The sequence below is a fragment of the Pseudomonas sp. S37 genome, assembly GCF_016658545.1.
In the GTDB taxonomy this organism is placed as follows: domain Bacteria; phylum Pseudomonadota; class Gammaproteobacteria; order Pseudomonadales; family Pseudomonadaceae; genus Aquipseudomonas.
Map to the genome: position 1 here is coordinate 1 of NZ_JACVZC010000123.1, position 18978 is coordinate 18978.

The window sequence follows — 18978 nt, forward strand, 5'->3', positions numbered from 1 at the left end:
CTGTGGGAGCGGGTTCATCGAGGCGTCGAACCGCCGCGAAGAGGCCAGCACAGGCGACAGCACTTTACTGCCCATAGCTGATGCTGTTCACATACCAGGTCGCCTCACCGGTAGGCGTGTGCACCAATACCTCATCGCCCTCCTCCTTCTTCAGCAAGGCACGGGCCATGGGCGAGTCGATCGAGATGTAGTCGTTGCGCCCGTAGATCTCGTCATAACCGACAATGCGAAACTTCATGGTCTCGCCCTCGTCGTTCTCGATCTCGACCCAGGCGCCGAAAAACACCTTGCCTTCCTGCTGCGGCGAGTAGGCCACCACCTTCACATCCTCAAGACGCTTGCGCAGGTAGCGCACCCGGCGGTCGATTTCGCGCAGCAGCTTTTTGTTGTACTGGTAGTCGGCGTTCTCACTGCGGTCACCCAGCGACGCCGCCCAGGCCACCTTCTGGGTGATTTCCGGGCGATACACCCGCCACAGGTGGTCGAGCTCTTTCTTCAGCGCCTCATGGCCTTCCGTGGTGATGATGTTGGTGCTCAACAGGCGCTCCTCAGCGGCGGGTAATCAGGCCCTGGCGTGCGATGCGGGTAAGGTGGCCGATGACTTCGGCGGCCTCTTGCGGTGCCGGCGCCTGGATGACGGCGAGGTCGAAACGATCATTGCCATATTGCGCCAGATTGCAGCTGCTATCGGCGAACTGAATCAGAAACGCGCGCGCCTGGCCCTTGCGCCGTGACAGGCCTTCGAGGTGACGTAAAAGAGTGGGCTGATGCTGGCCGCCGAGCAGGATGCGCGGTGTGCGGGATGCCTGGCTGGCAGGCAAAGGGCTCAAACAGACACTGGTACGTGGGCAACTCATGGAGCTTTTCTCCGCCTCGCGAATCCCGCTGGGCAGCGGTGGGAGGCGTCACCGAACCAGCGCTTTAGCGGTATTTCGGATAACCCGGAGGTGGGGCTTTCCTGCGCCCCGCAAGTAGCTGTTTAAATCGGCGCAGGCGGTATGCTAGAGCGATGAGCTTGAAGTTGCAAGCTACAAGCCGCAAGCAGAAGCAGGCCGAGTAGAGGCCCGCTCTTGCTTGCGGCTTGTAGCTCACAGCTTGCAGCTGATTAGCGGGCGATCAGGCGGTCCAGCGAGAAGCGGCCAGCGCCTTCGATCATCACCGCAACCGTGCCGGCCAGCAGCGCCAAGGCGAACTCGTAGCCGTTGTTGGACATGAACAGGCCATTGCCGATGTGCACCGAGAAGATCGCCACCACCAAAGTCACAGTCAGCGCCAGGGCCGCCGGGCGAGCCAATAGGCCTACCACCAACGCCAGGCCACCGAAGAATTCGGCGCTACCGGACAACAGGGCCATCAGGTAACCCGGGGCCAGACCGATGCTTTCCATCCACTGGCCAGTACCTTCCAGGCCATAGCCGCCGAACAGGCCAAACAGTTTTTGCGCGCCATGCGCCATGAAGATGATGCCGACCAGGATGCGGATAACGCTGAGGCCAGCGCCAGCACGGGTGGAGAACAGGGCATTGAGGGTGGTGTTGTTCATGTCGAAGCGTCCTTGAAGCGAAGCAGTTGTGTTGGGATGGGCGTCATCATAATCAATTGCGTAGATATGAAAATCGCAAAAACCCCAACATAACAATCGACAAAATCGATTTGTCAGCGCTTGGCGACACGCTCCAGCACGGCACGCTCGCGGTTGAACGCCAGGTAGTACTTGTTGACGCTGTTGACGAAGTTGACCGGCCCCATGCCCACCTGCTCCATGGCAATGCGTTCGGTCTGGAAGAACCACTGGTTGCCATTGAGCCCGCGCCGCCGGGCCTCGGCGCGCATGGCCTGCACGCGCTCGGGGCCCAGGTTGTATGCCGCGAGCACAAAAGCCATGCGCTCACGCTCATTGATCTTGGCACTGGCAAAGAACTTGCGACGGATCAGCGCCAGGTAGCGGGCGCTGGCCAGGACATTACCATCCACCGTGGCGGTGTTGCTCACCCCCACGCGCTGCGCCGCCGAAGGGGTGATCTGCATCAGGCCGTGGGCGCCGCCGCTGCCGCGGGCGGCCGGGTTCAGCGTTGATTCCTTGAACGCCAGCGCGGCCAGGTTGAGCCAGTCGATCTGCTGCGCCTCGCCGTGCTTCTGCAACACCGCCCGCACCGATGCCAGGCGCTGGCGGTCCTTGCTGGCCAAGGGGTTGTGCACACGGTACTGGCGGCGGTAGATGCGCTCGAACGCGGCATCCTGGTTGTCCGGCGCGCGGTAACCCTTCAGGAAGTGATCGACCGCAGCCAGCAACTGCGGCGCATCCCGCCCCACATACCAGCGCATGGCCTGCGGTGCCCCCAGATGCACCCGGCTGTCCAGGCGCAGCCGCGGCATCACCCGCGCCCAACGCCGGGCAATGGGCTGCTCGACCACGGTCAGGTGGTAGATACCGGCCTGCACCATTTCCAGCACATCCTCCACGGCCAGTGTCGAGTCGACCCATTCCACCTTGATGGGTGGCCGCTTGCGCAGTGCCAGTTGCTGGTTGGCCTGCTGGATCAGCGGGCCAGCGGCGCTGGCGCTGGTCAACGCCACGGTGCGCCCGGACAGCTGTTCGAGCTTGCTGAAGCTGCGTTCGCCTTTGCGCCCCACCAACGTCAATGGCACCTGGTCAAGAATCGGCGCACTGCCGCTCACGCCACGTACGGTGCCGGGGTCGAGCAGTTCACCCGGCGCAGCCAGGTCACCCTCCCCTCGTGCCAGGGCGCCCAGCAATTGCTCCTTGGCCCGCGGGATGAGCTTCAGCTGGATCTGCTGGTCGTCATCGCTACGGGCATTGAGGAAATGCTCCAGGGCACGCAGGCGATAGTATTCGATGCCGACCGGTTCGCCTTTGACCTCACCAGAGCTGTTGCGGCTCTGGTTGACCAGAACCCGCAGCACCTTGGTACTGCGAATCTGCTGCAAATCACGGACCTTGGCGGGCGGTATGTTCTGCTGCGGGCCCGGCACCCGCGCCTGAACCGGGCCAGGCAAGGCCAACCCAAGCGTGAGCAAAAAAGTGAGCCAGAATCGCGGCATGCGAAAGCGTGTCCATGGTCGGTGGCGGCATCCATGGGTTGCACCGCCAAGTGATAAATGACGGTAAAAGACCACGGCAACAGCATGAAGTTCTTGGTTTTTTCAGAAAAACCCGGTTTTTGCTATGCTGGCCGCCCCGCGGCACGAGATAACACCATGCAACTGATCGATATCGGCGTCAACCTGACCAACAGCAGTTTCCACGACCAACAGGCAGCCATTGTCGAGCGCGCCATCGAGGCCGGGGTGACGCAAATGGTGCTGACGGGCACCAGCCTGGCTGTCAGCGAACAGGCACTGGAGCTGTGCCAGCAACTGGATGCCAGCGGCGAGCACTTGTTCGCCACAGCGGGTGTACACCCCCACGATGCCAAGGCTTGGGACGCCGGCAGCGAGCGCCAGCTGCGCCAACTGCTGAGTGAGCCGCGGGTACGTGCCGTGGGCGAATGCGGCCTGGATTTCAACCGCGACTTCTCCCCTCGCCCGCTCCAGGAAAAAGCCCTGGAGGCCCAGTTGGCCCTGGCTGTCGAACTGCGCCTGCCGGTGTTCCTGCATGAACGCGATGCCAGCGAACGCTTGCTGGCCATCCTGAAGGATTACCGCGACCAGCTGACCGCTGCGGTGGTGCACTGCTTTACCGGGGAACGCGAGGCGTTGTTCGCCTACCTCGACATGGACCTGCACATCGGCATTACCGGGTGGATCTGCGATGAGCGCCGTGGCACCCACCTGCACCCGCTGGTGGGCAACATTGCCGAAGGCCGGCTGATGCTGGAAAGCGATGCGCCCTACCTGCTGCCGCGCAGCCTGCGGCCAAAGCCGAAGAACGGGCGCAACGAGCCGGCGTTCTTGCCAGAGGTGCTGCGCGAGGTGGCCTTGCACCGGGGTGAAACGGCCGAGCACACGGCGGCGCATACTACCGCCACCGCGCGGGCGTTTTTCCAGCTCTGAAGCTGACGCGATCCCTTGTAGGAGCGGGCTTGCCCGCGAACCAGGCGCCGCAGTGGACGGCACCGGCTACGCCGGTGTTCGCGGCTAAAGCCGCTCCTACAGGGATTTGGGCAAGCCGTTGGATATTGAGGATGACGTGCTGGAGATCTTTCTTGATACACATCAAGAAAGAGCCTGGCTTGGGCTGGCACAATGATGGCACCTTGCCAATATTGTTTCCGCTCAACTCAGAGAAGACCTGCCCATGGGTGCCTGGCTTAGCAATGTTTCCCTGAAGTACAAATTCTGGGCCGTCAACGCGGTGGCCTTTGTCACGACCCTGTTGCTGGTGCTTTACGCCGTGCACCTGGAGCAACGCGCCCGCGCCGAGGCGGCACAGGCACAGGCCGCCGCGCAAGCTCAACTGCTGGCCGCCTGGCCAGCCGGGCAAGCGCTGCCGCGCCCGGCCAATGTCATCAGTTGGTCAGCCGGGCAAACCCCGAGTTTCGCCGGCGAACCCCTGGACACCCTGCGCAATGCCCAAGGCTGGGTCGAACTGCCAAGCGCCTGGGTCCTTGGCGACAACCCGCTACGCGGTGCGCAGGTACTGCGCAGCGGCGATCAGCAAATGGCCGTACTGGCCCAGTCGCCCAGCCTGCGCCAGGTGTTCTTCGAGCGTTTCAGCAATTACGCGGTGTGTGTACTGGTCCTGATGCTGGCCATGCTCGGCGCCTCGCAACTGCTGATACGCTTCTTGCTCAGCCAGCTCAATACCCTGAAGGATGTGATGCTGCACGTGGAGAAGACCGGCGACCTGGCCGCCCGCGTGCCCTTGGCCTGCGGCGATGAAGTCGGCCAGATGGCCGGCGCTTTCAACGCCATGCAGGCTACCTACCACCGGGTCGTCAGCACCGTCGCCCACACGGCGGCACAGCTTGACTCGGGCGCCGCACGCCTGGCCGCCAGCATGAATGACGTGCGCCACGGTATGCTTGGCCAGCAAAGCGAGACCGACCAGGCCGCCACCGCCATCAACGAAATGTCGGCGACCGTGCACCACATCGCCCAGCATGCCGGCGCCACCCGTGACCTGTCACAAACCGCCGATACCCTGGCCGGCAGCGGCAAAGAGGTGGTCAGCCGCGTGCAGGATTCAATTTCCGGGTTGTCCAGCGGCGTGCAGCAAACCGCCGAAATGATTCGCCAGCTGGCTGAAGACAGCCAGAAAATCAACGGCGTGGTCAGCGTGATCCACAGCATCGCCGAACAGACCAACCTGCTGGCCCTGAACGCTGCCATCGAAGCGGCCCGCGCCGGCGACCTGGGCCGCGGCTTTGCCGTGGTGGCCGACGAGGTGCGCAACCTGGCCAAGCGCGTGCAAACGTCGACCGATGAAATCACCACCATGGTCTCGGCGCTACAGTCCGGCACCCGTGATGCAGTGGAGTTCATGCAGGAAAGCTCGTACAAGGCCGACGACTGCGTGCGCCAGGCACAGGAAGCCGGCGAAGCACTGGCAGAAATTACCGGTGCGGTGGCGCAAATGCGCGAAAGCAACACCCAGATTGCCGTGGCGGCCGAACAACAAAGCCAGGTGGCCGAGGAAATGAACCGCGCCGTGGTGAGCATTCGCGATGTCACCGAGCAGACCGTGCAGCAGACAGTGGGCTCCGCCACCACCAGCAGCGAACTGGCGACCCTGGCCGGCGAGCTGAGCAAGGCCATTGGCCAGCTCAAGCTATAGTCGCCATAGCCAGCCTCGATTGGCCCCCTGACGGGGGCCGCACTAAGCTTTGGGCATGACGATGAGGAACTGCCCATGAGCAAACGCCTGCCCAACCTGCCCGCCTGGCAATGGCGCGGCTACCACCATAATCACCGCCACCCGGCCAACCTGGTGCTGCACCTGATTGCCGTGCCGCTGTTCATCCTGGGTGCGCTGCTGGTGCTGTCCGGCCTGTTCGGCCTTGATCTGGGCCAGATCGCGGTGGGTATCATTGCCTTGATCGCCGGCCTGGGCCTGCAGCGCCACGGGCACCGGCTGGAAGCCGAACAACCCGAGCCGTTCGCCAACCGCCAGGATGCCGTGCAACGGCTGCTGACCGAGCAGTTCATCACCTTTCCACGTTTTGTGCTGAGCGGGGCTTGGTGGAAGGCCTGGCGGGAGCGGCACAAGCACCGGCGTTGAGGGTGATTGCATTGCTTCGCCTAAACGCGATCCATTGTGGGAGCGGGTTCACCCGCGAAGCAGGCACCGAGGTGAATGGCACCGGCTTCGCCGGTGTTCGCGGCTAAAGCCGCTCCCACAGGGAATGGCGAATGCTCCAGCGATACTGTTAAGCAAACACGGTGACCGTCTGCCGGCTCAGGGCCAGCAGCTCCCCTTGTGCCGTCCACAGTGCTGCTGCAGCATGCCCATAACCGTCCCGCGCATGCTCGGTCTCAACGCAATACCGGCACCAGTCCACCGTCGACAGCTTTGCCACTGGCTGGATGAACTCGATGGTCCAGGTCAGCGTACTGCCCGCAGCGGGCTGCTTGAGAAACGGCATCAGGCTCGGCGGCCAGGCATCCACCAGCGCCAGCAGGTGCCCTTCGTTGACCTGCGCTTCGGCCACGTCGCGCAAGCGCACCCAGCCGCCCATCGTGCGCGACTGATTGCCACTGAACGGCAACCCACCCACTGCCCAGCGCAAGGCCACGTGGCGCATGAACTCCGGGGTCACGCCCTTGATATAGGGCAACTCGGGTGCCGCGTCTTCCAGCGCCTTCATTTCCATCGCCGGTAACGCCGGCACCTCGACTACCGAAGGCCGCCCCGCGCCGAAGTTGCCCTGTACCAGGGTCACCACCTGGCCACCCTGAACAGCACGACCGAGCAAGGTGCTGACCGCCTTGCCTTCGCGCAGCACCTCTACTTCGAAACGGATAGGCACATCCGCAGCGGCTGGCGCCACGAAACTGATGGCCAGCGAGCGCACCGGGCGGCCGTCGCTGAGTTTCAGGCGCATGGCCTCATACACCATGGCCGCCATCAACCCGCCAAAGGCTGCGCGCCCCTGGGCCCAGCTGGGCGGAACACTGACGGCGTCGGGGTTGGCCCGCACGGCGTCGAGCAGTTGGTTGAAATTCATGGACCGGCTCCTGCCTGAAGCGAAAAGGTCTGCCCATCCTAGCCAGCAAACCTTGCGCGATCAGCCCGCATTTCGGTCATTTTTCGGGCTAGCGCCGTGCCAGCGCCTGCAGAAGCGCGTCGAGGGTCACATCCGACTTGCGCTCGGCCTCGTGCAACTCCTGCTCCCAGTCGACCTTGCAGGGTGCCAGGTCGGCGTGATCACGCGCCTGCAACAACCACTGCAGACGATCATGCCAGTCGCCCAGATCGCCCTGGGCCTTTTTCAGCAGGCGCCGGAGTTTCTTCCCGGCGTGATCGAGTTGCGGGTAGGCCTCGTCACCGTAGCGCGCACGCTTGATCAGCAAACGCAGGCGATGGCGGTCGTGGGCAGGGTCCTGCAAGGCTTCGTACAACTTATGCCATTGCTTGACCAGGCGTTTGTCGATGCGTTTGTCCAGCGACTTGACCAGGCCCTCACGGCCTGCCGCACGCAGGAACAGCGGAAAGGCATCGACAATAGCCAGCACCCGGCTCAACTGGGGGCTGGCAGCCACACTGGCAAAGGTCCTACCGCGCCCTTCAAGGCGCCGCAGCCCCACATCGGCACGGCCACGGCCGATCAGCTCGGCTGCCAGCACCTCACGGTCACGCAGCGGCGTGGTCAAAGTGCCCAACGATTTGGCGGCATCCTCCAGCTGCTCCACCCCAGGCAGCCCGCGCAGTGGCCGTAGCAGGCTGCGCAGGCGCCGCAGCGTGGTTCGCAGGTCATGCAGGGCCTCGCTGTCGGTATCGGCCGCCAGCCGTTCGCGACAGGCCAGCAGGCGCACCTGCAAGGCCAATACCTGGGCAACGACATGGTCGAGCATGGCAGACATGAGACGCTCCTTGTTCAGCGCCCGGCGCGGGACTCACGAATGTAGAAGCGCGCCTTCTCGGCTTTGTTGGTGCAGCTTTCGTAACCCTCGAACTGCTGCTGGGTCTTGGCCCCCGTCAGCAACGACAGCGCCTTGGAGTAACTCACCGCACCGGCAAAGCCCTCTGCCTTGGCCAGGTCCAGTTCCTTCCAGGCGGCATCCAGCTGGGTAGCACAACTCTCTCGGTAGGCCGTTTTGCCCGCGCAGCCGGCAAGGGCCAGGGCAATCAGTGGAAGGCAGATCCAGGCTTTCATCAGTAATACCTCAATGGAAAAAACGGTGGCTGTTCGACGCCCCGGCAGCTGAAAAGTGCCCTGTCCAGCCGGCTTTGCCTCACCGGCATTATTACAGTAGCTCAGCACGATCTACATTGAAGCACAGGCAGCGATGGGTGCATTGTAGGACCATGGTGGCACTGGCCGGGGAATGTTCATGAGTAAACGCGTGGCACTGGTACTGGGATCGGGCGGAGCCCGGGGGTATGCACATATTGGCGTGATCGAGGAAATCGAGCGCCGTGGCTACGACATCGCCTGCATCGCTGGCTGCTCCATGGGCGCCGTCATTGGCGGGATCTACGCCGCCGGCAAGCTCGACGACTACCGCAACTGGATCGAGAGCCTTGATTACCTCGACGTCTTGCGCCTGGTCGACGTCAGTTTTCGCCTCGGCGCGATACGCGGCGACAAGGTGTTCGGGCAGATTCGCAAGATCGTTGGCGAGATCAACATCGAACAACTGCGCATCCCCTATACGGCGGTGGCTGCCGACCTGACCAACCAGCAGGAAATCTGGTTTCAGGAGGGGTGCCTGCACCAAGCCATGCGCGCCTCGGCGGCCATCCCCAGCCTGTTCACCCCGGTGATGCAAGGCAACCGCATGCTGGTCGATGGTGGCATCCTCAACCCGTTGCCGATCGTGCCGGTGGTGTCCAGCCATTGCGACCTGATCATCGCGGTCAACCTCAACGCCACCAACCAGAAGCAGTACCAGTTACCGGTGATCGAACGGCCGGCGGCGTTCAAGATGCGCTTCGACGCCTTGCTCAGCTCACTGGGCTCACGCCTGCCGTTCCGCCGCAAGCCGGCGGAGGAACTGATGCGCATCGAGCAGGAAATCGTTGCCGAAGGGCTTGCACCGCCAAGCCCGTGGCTGAGCGATGGCGCTGCCCCGGAAGGCCAGCAACCGGCAGCAGCACTGGAACGTGAGGGCGCGCCGAAGTCGGCGACCGGTTCGTTCATCATCGACAACGTCGGGCCCGCCTCGCTGCTGGACTTGATCAACCAGAGCTTCGAGGTCATGCAGACTTCGTTGGCGCAATACAAGATCGCCGGCTATCCGCCGGATGTACTGATCAACGTGCCCAAGCGGGTGTGCCGGTTTTTCGAGTTCTACAAGGCGCCGGAGCTGATCGCCTTGGGGCGGGAGATTGCGCGGGATACGCTGGACAGCTATGAAGGGGTGAAGCGCTAGGCCTGTCTTGCCTGTGCGGGCCTCTTCGCGGGTGAACCCGCTCCCACAAGTGTTGCGCCGGGCCTGAATCAAGCGCGGTACCTGTAGGAGCGGGTTTACCCGCGAAGAGGCCCGCACAGGTAGCGCAAACGAAACAGGCCGCACAAGGCGGCCTGTTTGTCATGCAACAATCACCTTAGTAACGGGTAATGTCGGCATTGGCTTCCAGCTGCTTGCGGTAAGCCGCGAAGTCTTGCTGGCCAGCACGCGATGCGAGGTAGCGGCGGATCTGCTGCTTCTCTTCATCGGTGGCGGTTGCACCTTCGTTGACACCCTTGAGCTGCAGCACCACCAGGCTACCGTCACGCAGCACGACGCTGCCATATACCGGCTTGTCCTTGGCTTGCGGCTTGCCCAGGCGGAACAGCGCCTGCAGTTCGGCCGGGTCGATGCCGTCCTCGCCACGGGTGACCGCTTCGTAGGCTTTCCAGCCCTGCCCTTCGTGCACGCTGCCCGCCGCAATGGAACCGTCACGCAGGCCGGCGATCAGCTTGTCCGCCTTGGTCTTGAGTTCGGCAGTCGCCTTCTCCTTGGCCAGGTGTTCACGGATATTCTGGGCTACGGCCTCCAGCGGCAGTTGCTCCGGCTTGCGGTGCTCCTTGACGCGCAGCACCACGGTGGTTTCCGGGTCGAGCTCGATGGCGGTGCTGTTGGCACCCTCGTCAAGCACTTCTTCGGAGAACGCAGCCTGCACCACCGAACGGTTGGCCGTGATGCCTTCACCACCCTCGCGGCCGAAGGCTGCGGAGGTGTGCACCTTGAGGTTCAGGTCCTGAGCCGGCTGGGCCAGGTCGGAAGCCTCGTAGGCAGCATCCTGCAGCTGCTTGCTGGCGTCGACGTAACGCTGCTCGACCAGCGGGATCTTCAGGTCACGGGTCAGCTTGTCCTTCAGGCTGGCGAAGCTCGGTACTTCCGGTGCCTCTACGCCCAGCAGCTTGATCAGGTGGTAACCGAACTCGGTGCGCACCGGCGCCGATACCTGACCGTCCTGCAGCTTGTACAGTGCCTCTTCGAACGCCGGGTCGTAGACGCCCGGGCCGGCGAAGCCAAGGTCACCACCGTTGTTGGCCGAACCCGGGTCCTGGGAGAATTCCTTGGCCAGTGCGGCAAAGTTCTCACCCTTGGCCAGGCGCTGTTCGATCTCTTCGGCACGGGCTTTGGCCTGGGCGTCGGTGACCTTGTCGTTGACCTCAATGAGGATGTGCGCAGCGTGACGCTGCTCGGCAAGGTTGGCGATTTCCTTCTCGTACTGCGCCTTGAGCTCTTCGTCGGTGACCTTGACCTGGTCGAAGTACGCCGACTTCTTCAGCTCGATGTAGTCGATCACCACCTGGTCCGGCGACATGAACTCCTTGGCGTGCTGGTCGTAGTGCGCCTTGACCTCTTCGTCGCTGACCTTGACCGCGGCCGGGTCGGCCTTGAAGGTCAGGGAGGCGAAGTCACGGGTCTGCTTCTCCAGGCGGGCGAAGGCATCGACCTGCTGGTCGGTGACGAAGCTGCTGCCGGCCAGGCCGGTGCGCAGCTGGCCGATGAGCATTTCCTCGGCGAGCATCTCGCGGAATTGCATGCGGCCGTAGCCCATCTGGCGGATGACCTGGTCAAAACGGTCGGCGCTGAACTTGCCGTCCACCTGGAACTCTGGCGTCTGCAGGATCACCTGATCCAGCGCGGCCTCGGAGAAGGCAAACTTGGCGTCTTCGGCACCTTGCAGCAACAGCTTGCGGCTGATCAGGCCCTTGAGTGCCTCTTCACGCAGCAATTTGTCATCCAGCAGCGCCGGGTCGAAATCCTTGCCCAACTGTTGCATCAACTGACGGCGCTGCATGTCGGCCGCCTGGCTCAGCTCGTTCTGGCTGATGGTCTGGCCGTTCACCTTGGCGGCGTCCTGGCTATGGGTGGCGGCCTGGAAAATAGCTTCGAAACCGGTCAACGCCATCAACACGACGATAAGGCCGATGATGGTCTTGGCAATCCAACCTTGTGAATTGTCCCTGATATTTTGCAGCATGCGTCCCCCAGAAACGGCTGTACCACTGCGTCGACAACCGCGGAGCGTGGGTAGAATCCTGATAAAAGAAAGGCGCATCCGAGGATGCGCCTTTGCTTAGCAAACGTGTCAGGCGGGAACGTTTGCGCCCCGCCATCAGCGCGCTCGGACCTGGCCAGGCCGGGTCCGGCTGAAAGACGACTTAGTTGACGGCGTCTTTCAGGCCTTTGCCTGCCTTGAAACCTGGAACCTTGGCGGCTTCGATCTTGATCGCCTTGCCGGTTTGTGGGTTGCGGCCGGTGCGCTCGGCGCGATCCTTGACCGAGAAGGTACCGAAGCCAACCAGAACGACATCGTCGCCTGCTTTCAGGGCACCGGTTACGGAGTCGATCACAGCGTCCAGAGCCTTACCTGCGGTAGCTTTGGAAATGTCAGCCGATGCAGCGATAGCGTCAATCAGTTCCGACTTGTTCACTCTAAGTCCCCTTATTTCTCTATTGAGTTTGTTTCTAAGTATGTAATGAAAAGCTTATGAAACGTACGTTGGGAGGCTTTATTGACAATAACGTGCCGCTTTATAGCAAGGCCTCGAAAAAACTGTCAAGGAAAGCCCCCCAAGCAAAAACTACTAATGCGTGCTGATTCTTTCCTTGGCATCGCCGTCGCGCTTTTCTTCTTTCGCGACAATCTCGGGAGCCACATCTGGCAAGGGCTCCGGGGCGTATTGCAGCGCAATTTGCAGGACTTCGTCAATCCATTTGACCGGTTTGATCTGCAGATCCTGTTTGATATTTTCCGGAATCTCCTTCAGATCGCGAACATTCTCCTCCGGAATGATCACCGTCTTGATCCCGCCACGGTGTGCTGCCAGCAGTTTTTCCTTCAGCCCGCCAATGGCCAGCACCTGGCCGCGCAGGGTGATTTCGCCGGTCATGGCCACGTCGGCACGCACCGGAATCTGCGTCAGCGCCGACACCAGCGCGGTGCACATGCCGATACCGGCACTTGGGCCGTCCTTCGGCGTGGCACCCTCAGGCATGTGGATGTGCACGTCGTGCTTCTCGTGGAAGTCGGCGGCAATCCCCAGACTGCGGGCGCGGCTGCGCACCACGGTCTGCGCGGCGGTAATCGACTCGACCATGACATCGCCCAGTGAGCCCGTCTTGATCAACTGGCCCTTACCCGGGATGACCACGGCTTCGATGGTCAGCAGTTCGCCGCCCACCTGGGTCCAGGCCAGGCCGGTAACCTGGCCGATCTGGTCTTGCTGTTCGGCCAGGCCGTAGCGGAACTTGCGTACCCCCAGCAGGTGCTCCAGCTGCTCGCTGGCCACCTTGACCTTGAACTGCTTCTGCCCGGTATGTTCCTTGACCACCTTGCGGCAGACCTTGGCGATTTGCCGCTCCAGGCCACGCACACCGGCTTCGCGGGTGTAGTAACGGATGATGTCGCGGATCGCCGAAACATCTACCTCCAGCTCTTCCTTCTTCAAGCCGTTGGCCTTGACCTGCTTGGGCACCAGGTACTTGACCGCGATGTTGATCTTCTCGTCCTCGGTGTAGCCCGGCAGGCGGATGACTTCCATGCGGTCGAGCAGCGCTGGCGGAATGTTCATCGAGTTCGAGGTGCACAGGAACATCACGTCCGAGAGGTCGTAATCGACCTCCAGGTAGTGGTCGTTGAAGTTGTGGTTCTGCTCCGGGTCCAGCACTTCCAGCAGTGCCGAGGCCGGGTCGCCACGCATGTCGCTGCCCATCTTGTCGATTTCGTCAAGCAGGAACAGCGGGTTGCGCACCCCCACCTTGGTCATCTTCTGGATCAGGCGGCCTGGCATCGAGCCGATGTAGGTACGGCGGTGGCCGCGGATCTCGGCCTCGTCACGCACGCCACCCAAGGCCATGCGCACGAACTTGCGGTTGGTGGCCGCAGCGATCGACTCGGCCAACGAGGTCTTGCCGACGCCAGGAGGGCCGACCAGGCACAGCACCGGGCCACGGATTTTCTTCACGCGCTTCTGCACGGCAAGGTACTCGAGGATGCGTTCCTTGACCTCTTCCAGACCATAGTGGTCGGCGTCAAGGATTTCCTCGGCCTTGGTCAGGTCAAGGCGCACCTTGCTCTGGGCCTTCCACGGCACCTGCACCAGCCAGTCGAGGTACGACCGCACCACGGTGGCTTCGGCCGACATCGGCGACATCTGCTTGAGCTTGTTCAGCTCGGCCTGGGCCTTGGTCAGGGCATCCTTGGGCAGGCCGGCAGCTTCGATGCGCTTTTTCAGCTCTTCGACTTCGTTGTGGCCTTCGTCGCCATCACCCAGCTCTTTCTGAATGGCCTTCATCTGCTCATTCAGGTAGTACTCGCGCTGGCTGCGCTCCATCTGCTTCTTGACCCGGCCGCGAATGCGCTTTTCAACCTGCAGCAGGTCGATTTCGGCATCCAGCAGCGCCAGCACGTGTTCGACACGGGTGGTCAGGTCGACGATTTCAAGGATTTCCTGCTTCTGCTCGATCTTCAGGGCCATGTGCGCGGCCATGGTGTCGACCAGGCGCCCTGGCTCTTCGATGCTGTTCAGCGACGACAGCACTTCGGCCGGGACCTTCTTGCCCAGTTGCACGTACTGCTCGAATTGCGACAGCAGCGTGCGCACGAACACTTCCGACTCGCGCTCGGCGGTGTCGGTTTCGTCGATCAGGGAGACTTCGGCACGGATGTGCCCTTCTACTTCGTTAAAACGCTCAACGGCGCCACGCTGCTCGCCCTCGACCAGCACCTTGACGGTGCCATCAGGCAGCTTCAGCAGTTGCAGCACGGTGGCAACGGTACCGACGCGGTACAAGGCGTCCTCGCCCGGGTCGTCATCGGCTGGGTTCTTCTGGGCCAGCAGCAGAATCTGCTTTTCGCCCGTCATCGCTGCCTCGAGGGCTTCGATGGACTTTTCGCGCCCCACGAACAGCGGGATAACCATGTGCGGGTAAACAACGACATCGCGCAATGGCAAAAGAGGCAAGTCGAGGGTGGTCTTCATGATTTCGCCTCTACAGCGGCCTTATGGCCGGAAACCGGTGGAAATGATGCTTGGACCTAATGTGGGGGCACGCTTGGGAAATTACAAGCGCTAGCTCAGGAAAAGCAGAAAGGGGCCCGTAGGCCCCTTCATGCTTGCAACCGTGAACCGGCCATTGCCTGTATCAGGCGTCTGGCGCGGCCTTGGCTTGCGGCTCGCTGTTCTCGTAGATCATCAGCGGCTGCGAGGTACCTTCGATGACGCTCTCGTCGATCACCACCTTGCTGACATCCTTCTGCGAAGGAATCTCGTACATGGTGTCGAGCAGCACGCCTTCGAGGATCGAACGCAGGCCACGGGCGCCGGTCTTGCGCTCCAGGGCCTTGCGTGCGACGGCCTTGAGCGCATCGCTGCGGAACTCGAGGTCGACGCTTTCCATCTCGAACAGCTTGGCATATTGCTTGGTCAGGGCGTTCTTCGGCTCGGTGAGGATCTGCATCAAAGCAGCCTCGTCGAGCTCGTCGAGGGTAGCCAGCACCGGCAGGCGGCCGACGAATTCCGGAATCAGGCCAAACTTGACCAGATCGTCCGGTTCGACCTCACGCAGGGACTCGCCAACCTTCTTGCCTTCTTCCTTGCTGCGCACTTCGGCGCCAAAACCGATGCCACCCTTGGTGGAGCGGTTCTGGATGACCTTTTCCAGGCCCGAGAACGCGCCACCGCAAATGAACAGGATGTTGCGGGTATCAACCTGCAGGAATTCCTGTTGCGGGTGCTTACGGCCACCCTGCGGCGGTACCGAAGCCACGGTGCCTTCGATCAGTTTCAGCAACGCCTGCTGCACGCCCTCGCCCGAAACGTCACGGGTGATGGACGGGTTGTCCGACTTGCGCGAGATCTTGTCGATTTCGTCGATGTAGACAATGCCCATCTGGGCCTTTTCCACGTCGTAGTCGCACTTTTGCAACAGCTTCTGAATGATGTTTTCGACGTCCTCACCCACATAACCGGCTTCGGTCAGGGTGGTGGCGTCAGCAATGGTGAACGGTACGTTCAACAGGCGTGCCAGGGTTTCGGCGAGCAGGGTCTTGCCCGAGCCAGTCGGCCCGATGAGCAGGATGTTGCTCTTGCCCAGTTCGACTTCGTCACCCTTCTTGTCACGCTGGTTCAGGCGCTTGTAGTGGTTGTAAACCGCTACGGCCAGCACCTTCTTCGCGCGCTCCTGACCAATGACGTACTGGTCCAGGATGCCGCTGATTTCTTTCGGCGAAGGCAATTTGTGCGCGCTGCTCTCGGCCTGGGCTTCCTGCACCTCCTCACGGATGATGTCATTGCACAGGTCGACGCACTCGTCGCAGATAAATACCGAGGGCCCGGCAATCAATTTGCGCACTTCGTGCTGGCTTTTGCCGCAGAAGGAGCAATAGAGCAATTTGCCGCTGTCCTCGCCGTTACGGGTGTCAGTCATTCGATCGATCCAATCCGGTAGGCTTGCAACACAAGATGAAGGCAATTGCGGGCTTTTTCAAGTCCGCAGGTAGGCGCTTTCGGCGCCTACCTGCTCTGGCACCCCGGTTCAGGAGGCCAGTTGCCGCTTGTCGTAGACCGAGTCGATCAGGCCGTACTCGGCCGCGCGCGAGGCGCTCATGAAGTTGTCACGCTCGGTGTCACGCTTGATGGTCTCGAGGTCCTGGCCGGTGTGGTAGGCCAGCAGCTCGTTCAGACGCGCCTTGATATTGAGAATTTCCTGGGCATGGATCTCGATATCGGTGGCCTGCCCCTGGAAACCGCCCAGCGGCTGGTGAATCATCACGCGCGAGTTCGGCAGGCAGTGACGCTTGCCCTTGGCACCTGCGGTCAGCAAAAAGGCGCCCATGCTGCAGGCCTGGCCGATGCAGATGGTCGAGACGTCCGGCTTGATGAACTGCATGGTGTCGTAAATCGACATGCCAGCGGTGACGGAGCCACCCGGCGAGTTGATGTAGAGATGGATATCCTTGTCCGGGTTTTCCGCTTCGAGGAACAGCATCTGCGCGACGACGAGGTTGGCCATGTAGTCTTCAACCGGGCCAACCAGGAAGATCACTCGCTCCTTCAACAGGCGCGAATAGATGTCGTACGCGCGCTCGCCACGGGCGGACTGCTCGATAACCATCGGGACCAGGCCACCTGCGGCCTGGATGTCAGAGCTCTGCTGAATATAAGAATTGCGGGACATGTCCTGCGCTCACTCCCAAATAGTCATGGCTTGATAACGCACAAGCCAGCTCGAAGGCTGGCTTGTGGGGTTTCCTACGAAAGAAAACGTATTACTCGGCTTCGGCAGGTGCCTGGGCTGGTTTTACGGCTTCTTCGTACGAGACCGACTTGTCGGTCACAGTCGCTTTCTGCAGAACAGTATCTACAACTTGCTCTTCCAGCACAACCGAACGCACTTCGTTCAGTTGCTGGTCGTTCTTGTAGTACCAGGCGATGACCTGCTCAGGCTCCTGGTAAGCCGAAGCCATTTCTTCGATCATCTCGCGAACCTTGGCGTCGTCCGGCTTCAGCTCGAACTGCTTGACCACTTCGGCGACGATCAGGCCCAGCACCACGCGGCGCTTGGCTTGCTCTTCGAACAGCTCGGCTGGCAGCTGCTCAGGCTTGATGTTGCCGCCGAACTGCTGAACAGCCTGCACGCGCAGGCGGTTGACTTCGTTTTCCAGCAGGGCTTTCGGCACTTCGATCGGGTTGGCGGCCAGCAGACCGTCCATGACCTGGTTTTTCACCTTGGTCTTGATCGCCTGACGCAGTTCACGCTCCATGTTCTTGCGAACTTCGGTGCGGAAACCTTCCAGGGTCGATTCCTTGATGCCGAACTGGGCGAAGAACTCTTCGTTCAGTTCTGGCAGTACTGGAGCCGAAACGCTGTTGACGGTGATGGTGAACTCGGCAGCTTTGCCAGCCAGGTCCAGGTTCTGGTAGTCCTCAGGGAAGATCACGTTGACAACGCGCTCTTCGCCAGCCTTGGCGCCAACCAGGCCGTCTTCAAAGCCTGGGATCATGCGGCCGGAGCCCAGTACCAGCTGGGTGCCCTTGGCCGAACCACCGGCGAACACTTCACCGTCGACCTTGCCGACGAAATCGATGTTGACCTGGTCGTCGTTCTGCGCGGCGCGCTCAACGGCCTCGAAGCGGGTGTTCTGCTTGCGCAGCACTTCCAGCATGTTGTCCAGGTCAGCGTCAGCCACTTCAGCGGTCAGGCGCTCGACGTTGATCGACTCGAGGCCGGCAACGGTGAACTCCGGGAACACTTCGAAGATGGCGACGAACTCCAGGTCCTTGCCCTTTTCGAAGGACTTCGGCTCTACAGCCGGGGCGCCAGCCGGGTTCAGCTTCTGCTCGACGATGGCTTCGTAGAAGGAAGCCTGGACCAGGTCACCGAAAGCCTCTTGACGGGCATCGGCCTCGAAGCGCTGACGGATCACGCTCATTGGCACCTTGCCTGGGCGGAAGCCGGCAACCTTGGCGCGCTTGGCAGTCTGTTGCAGACGCTTGTTGACTTCGTTCTCGACGCGCTCGGCCGGAACGGCGATGGTCATGCGGCGCTCGAGAGCGGAAGTGTTTTCAACAGAAACTTGCATGGATATTCCTCGTTGCACAGACGTTAGCCGGCGTTAGCCCGACTCCAGAATCAAGGGCAAGCATTCTAGTGAGTCGCGCGGCAGAAGTCACCCCACACGGGACGACGCGAAACCACGCCGGTCGATTAGCTTTCAAGGCCCGCACGGCTTGCCGCCGAGCCTGCTTCATAAAGAGCCGCACCATGCCCATGGCGCAGTGCAGCCGTAATAACGTGTCAAACAATTGCCAGTGGCGAATTCGCTTCCTTTATTCAGGATCGATTTCGTTGAACTGACAGTATTCTTCCCACTCCAGCCCCAGCGCCTCGGCCACCTCGCGGTGCGTTTCCAGGCGCATGGCCTGCAACTGTTCCGGGGTTTCGGCGATCAGTTGCAGCGCCAGTTCCCAGGGCTGAATGCCCTGCTCTTCGGCCGCATCTTCGAACGCCCACTCGATCTGCTGGGCCTGCTCACGCGCATCCAGCTCGCGGATTTCCTCGAGCAGCTGCGGATGGGCTTCGGCAAAGCGCTGCAGCGCCAGGGCCTGACGGGCTTCTTTTGCAATCATCGGGTTGTTCCTCTGCCGGCCAACTGGGCCGGTATTTCAACCGGCTGAAATCTAACAGCTTTTATTGGGGTGTCACCAGAAGATTGCAAGGGGTGTGAGTGTGATTTGGTTGGCCTGGGGTGCGTCGGGGCCTGCGAAGCGCCTGATCCGAGCCTTGCAGCGCCTGTGAGGTGAATGATTTGAGCCTTGCAGCGCCTGTAAGGCGAACGATTTGAGCCTTGCAGCGCCTGTAAGATCGAGCGCCGCCCGCGCGGCGCTTCGCGGCTAAAGCCGCTCCTACATT

The 18978-nt window shown here is 61.7% G+C and carries 18 protein-coding genes; 4 read left to right on the plus strand and 14 right to left on the minus strand.

The window, feature by feature from the left end; genetic code table 11:
• Positions 1–64 precede the first annotated feature (64 nt).
• From greB to IAE39_RS25070, 4 genes are all read right to left on the minus strand, one after another.
• Positions 65–538 (minus strand): transcription elongation factor GreB, encoded by a 474-nt coding sequence (gene greB, locus IAE39_RS25055; RefSeq protein ID WP_201207194.1) that lies wholly within the window; start codon positions 536–538, stop codon positions 65–67.
• A gap of 10 nt (positions 539–548) precedes the next feature.
• Complete coding sequence (locus IAE39_RS25060) at positions 549–857, minus strand: hypothetical protein (RefSeq protein WP_201207195.1); 309 nt, start codon at positions 855–857, stop codon at positions 549–551.
• A gap of 248 nt (positions 858–1105) precedes the next feature.
• A complete protein-coding gene (locus IAE39_RS25065) occupies positions 1106–1543 on the minus strand; it encodes a DoxX family protein (protein WP_012271574.1) in 438 nt (145 codons plus the stop codon).
• Positions 1544–1656: 113 nt separating this feature from the next.
• Positions 1657–3063 carry a transglycosylase SLT domain-containing protein gene (locus tag IAE39_RS25070; protein ID WP_201207196.1) on the minus strand — a complete coding sequence of 469 codons (1407 nt, stop codon included), beginning with the start codon at positions 3061–3063 and terminating at the stop codon, positions 1657–1659.
• Between the two features lie 156 nt (positions 3064–3219).
• Between IAE39_RS25070 and IAE39_RS25075 the strand changes: the two genes are divergently transcribed.
• The 3 genes from IAE39_RS25075 (at position 3220) to IAE39_RS25085 (ending at position 6181) form a co-directional block, all read left to right on the plus strand.
• A complete protein-coding gene (locus tag IAE39_RS25075; RefSeq protein ID WP_201207197.1) occupies positions 3220–4014 on the plus strand; it encodes a TatD family hydrolase in 795 nt (264 codons plus the stop codon).
• Positions 4015–4258: 244 nt separating this feature from the next.
• Positions 4259–5737 (plus strand): methyl-accepting chemotaxis protein, encoded by a 1479-nt coding sequence (locus tag IAE39_RS25080; RefSeq protein WP_201207198.1) that lies wholly within the window; start codon positions 4259–4261, stop codon positions 5735–5737.
• Between the two features lie 75 nt (positions 5738–5812).
• A complete protein-coding gene (locus IAE39_RS25085; protein ID WP_201207199.1) occupies positions 5813–6181 on the plus strand; it encodes an Mpo1-like protein in 369 nt (122 codons plus the stop codon).
• Positions 6182–6329: 148 nt separating this feature from the next.
• Here IAE39_RS25085 and IAE39_RS25090 read toward each other — a convergent pair whose 3' ends face one another.
• The 3 genes from IAE39_RS25090 to IAE39_RS25100 all read right to left on the minus strand — a co-directional run bounded on the left by IAE39_RS25090 (position 6330) and on the right by IAE39_RS25100 (position 8276).
• Complete coding sequence (locus tag IAE39_RS25090) at positions 6330–7127, minus strand: acyl-CoA thioesterase (RefSeq protein ID WP_201207200.1); 798 nt, start codon at positions 7125–7127, stop codon at positions 6330–6332.
• Between the two features lie 88 nt (positions 7128–7215).
• Positions 7216–7983, minus strand: a complete 768-nt coding sequence (locus IAE39_RS25095; protein WP_201207201.1) for a CHAD domain-containing protein — start codon at positions 7981–7983, stop codon at positions 7216–7218.
• Between the two features lie 14 nt (positions 7984–7997).
• Positions 7998–8276, minus strand: coding sequence for a hypothetical protein (locus IAE39_RS25100; protein ID WP_056800193.1), 279 nt, complete (start codon positions 8274–8276; stop codon positions 7998–8000).
• 178 nt (positions 8277–8454) lie between these two features.
• On the opposite strand from IAE39_RS25100, the gene IAE39_RS25105 reads away from it, so the two are divergent.
• A complete protein-coding gene (locus tag IAE39_RS25105; RefSeq protein WP_201207202.1) occupies positions 8455–9495 on the plus strand; it encodes a patatin-like phospholipase family protein in 1041 nt (346 codons plus the stop codon).
• Between the two features lie 175 nt (positions 9496–9670).
• Here IAE39_RS25105 and IAE39_RS25110 read toward each other — a convergent pair whose 3' ends face one another.
• The 7 genes from IAE39_RS25110 to IAE39_RS25140 form a co-directional block, all read right to left on the minus strand.
• Complete coding sequence (locus tag IAE39_RS25110; protein ID WP_201207203.1) at positions 9671–11542, minus strand: SurA N-terminal domain-containing protein; 1872 nt, start codon at positions 11540–11542, stop codon at positions 9671–9673.
• Between the two features lie 181 nt (positions 11543–11723).
• Positions 11724–11996, minus strand: a complete 273-nt coding sequence (locus IAE39_RS25115) for an HU family DNA-binding protein (protein WP_016485887.1) — start codon at positions 11994–11996, stop codon at positions 11724–11726.
• Between the two features lie 153 nt (positions 11997–12149).
• The gene (lon, locus tag IAE39_RS25120; RefSeq protein WP_201207204.1) at positions 12150–14546 is read right to left on the minus strand and encodes an endopeptidase La; all 2397 of its coding nucleotides are present in this window, start codon (positions 14544–14546) and stop codon (positions 12150–12152) included.
• Positions 14547–14709: 163 nt separating this feature from the next.
• Positions 14710–15993: an ATP-dependent Clp protease ATP-binding subunit ClpX gene (gene clpX / locus IAE39_RS25125; protein WP_110744985.1), complete on the minus strand. Its 1284-nt coding sequence runs from the start codon at positions 15991–15993 to the stop codon at positions 14710–14712.
• 108 nt (positions 15994–16101) lie between these two features.
• Positions 16102–16743 (minus strand): ATP-dependent Clp endopeptidase proteolytic subunit ClpP, encoded by a 642-nt coding sequence (gene clpP, locus IAE39_RS25130; RefSeq protein ID WP_027593952.1) that lies wholly within the window; start codon positions 16741–16743, stop codon positions 16102–16104.
• Between the two features lie 91 nt (positions 16744–16834).
• The gene (gene tig, locus IAE39_RS25135) at positions 16835–18148 is read right to left on the minus strand and encodes a trigger factor (protein ID WP_201207205.1); all 1314 of its coding nucleotides are present in this window, start codon (positions 18146–18148) and stop codon (positions 16835–16837) included.
• 247 nt (positions 18149–18395) lie between these two features.
• Positions 18396–18695 carry a DUF6388 family protein gene (locus IAE39_RS25140; RefSeq protein ID WP_201207206.1) on the minus strand — a complete coding sequence of 100 codons (300 nt, stop codon included), beginning with the start codon at positions 18693–18695 and terminating at the stop codon, positions 18396–18398.
• Between the last annotated feature and the right edge of the window lie 283 nt (positions 18696–18978).

What these genes read in the sequence shown, in the direction of transcription:
- IAE39_RS25060 (WP_201207195.1), bottom strand. Translation starts at nt 857, where the DNA reads ATGAGTTGCCCACGTACCAGTGTCTGTTTGAGCCCTTTGCCTGCCAGC.
- IAE39_RS25065 (WP_012271574.1), bottom strand. Translation starts at nt 1,543, where the DNA reads ATGAACAACACCACCCTCAATGCCCTGTTCTCCACCCGTGCTGGCGCT.
- IAE39_RS25070 (WP_201207196.1), bottom strand. Translation starts at nt 3,063, where the DNA reads ATGCCGCGATTCTGGCTCACTTTTTTGCTCACGCTTGGGTTGGCCTTG.
- IAE39_RS25075 (WP_201207197.1), top strand. Translation starts at nt 3,220, where the DNA reads ATGCAACTGATCGATATCGGCGTCAACCTGACCAACAGCAGTTTCCAC.
- IAE39_RS25080 (WP_201207198.1), top strand. Translation starts at nt 4,259, where the DNA reads ATGGGTGCCTGGCTTAGCAATGTTTCCCTGAAGTACAAATTCTGGGCC.
- IAE39_RS25085 (WP_201207199.1), top strand. Translation starts at nt 5,813, where the DNA reads ATGAGCAAACGCCTGCCCAACCTGCCCGCCTGGCAATGGCGCGGCTAC.
- IAE39_RS25090 (WP_201207200.1), bottom strand. Translation starts at nt 7,127, where the DNA reads ATGAATTTCAACCAACTGCTCGACGCCGTGCGGGCCAACCCCGACGCC.
- IAE39_RS25095 (WP_201207201.1), bottom strand. Translation starts at nt 7,983, where the DNA reads ATGTCTGCCATGCTCGACCATGTCGTTGCCCAGGTATTGGCCTTGCAG.
- IAE39_RS25100 (WP_056800193.1), bottom strand. Translation starts at nt 8,276, where the DNA reads ATGAAAGCCTGGATCTGCCTTCCACTGATTGCCCTGGCCCTTGCCGGC.
- IAE39_RS25105 (WP_201207202.1), top strand. Translation starts at nt 8,455, where the DNA reads ATGAGTAAACGCGTGGCACTGGTACTGGGATCGGGCGGAGCCCGGGGG.
- IAE39_RS25110 (WP_201207203.1), bottom strand. Translation starts at nt 11,542, where the DNA reads ATGCTGCAAAATATCAGGGACAATTCACAAGGTTGGATTGCCAAGACC.
- lon (WP_201207204.1), bottom strand. Translation starts at nt 14,546, where the DNA reads ATGAAGACCACCCTCGACTTGCCTCTTTTGCCATTGCGCGATGTCGTT.
- clpX (WP_110744985.1), bottom strand. Translation starts at nt 15,993, where the DNA reads ATGACTGACACCCGTAACGGCGAGGACAGCGGCAAATTGCTCTATTGC.
- clpP (WP_027593952.1), bottom strand. Translation starts at nt 16,743, where the DNA reads ATGTCCCGCAATTCTTATATTCAGCAGAGCTCTGACATCCAGGCCGCA.
- tig (WP_201207205.1), bottom strand. Translation starts at nt 18,148, where the DNA reads ATGCAAGTTTCTGTTGAAAACACTTCCGCTCTCGAGCGCCGCATGACC.
- IAE39_RS25140 (WP_201207206.1), bottom strand. Translation starts at nt 18,695, where the DNA reads ATGATTGCAAAAGAAGCCCGTCAGGCCCTGGCGCTGCAGCGCTTTGCC.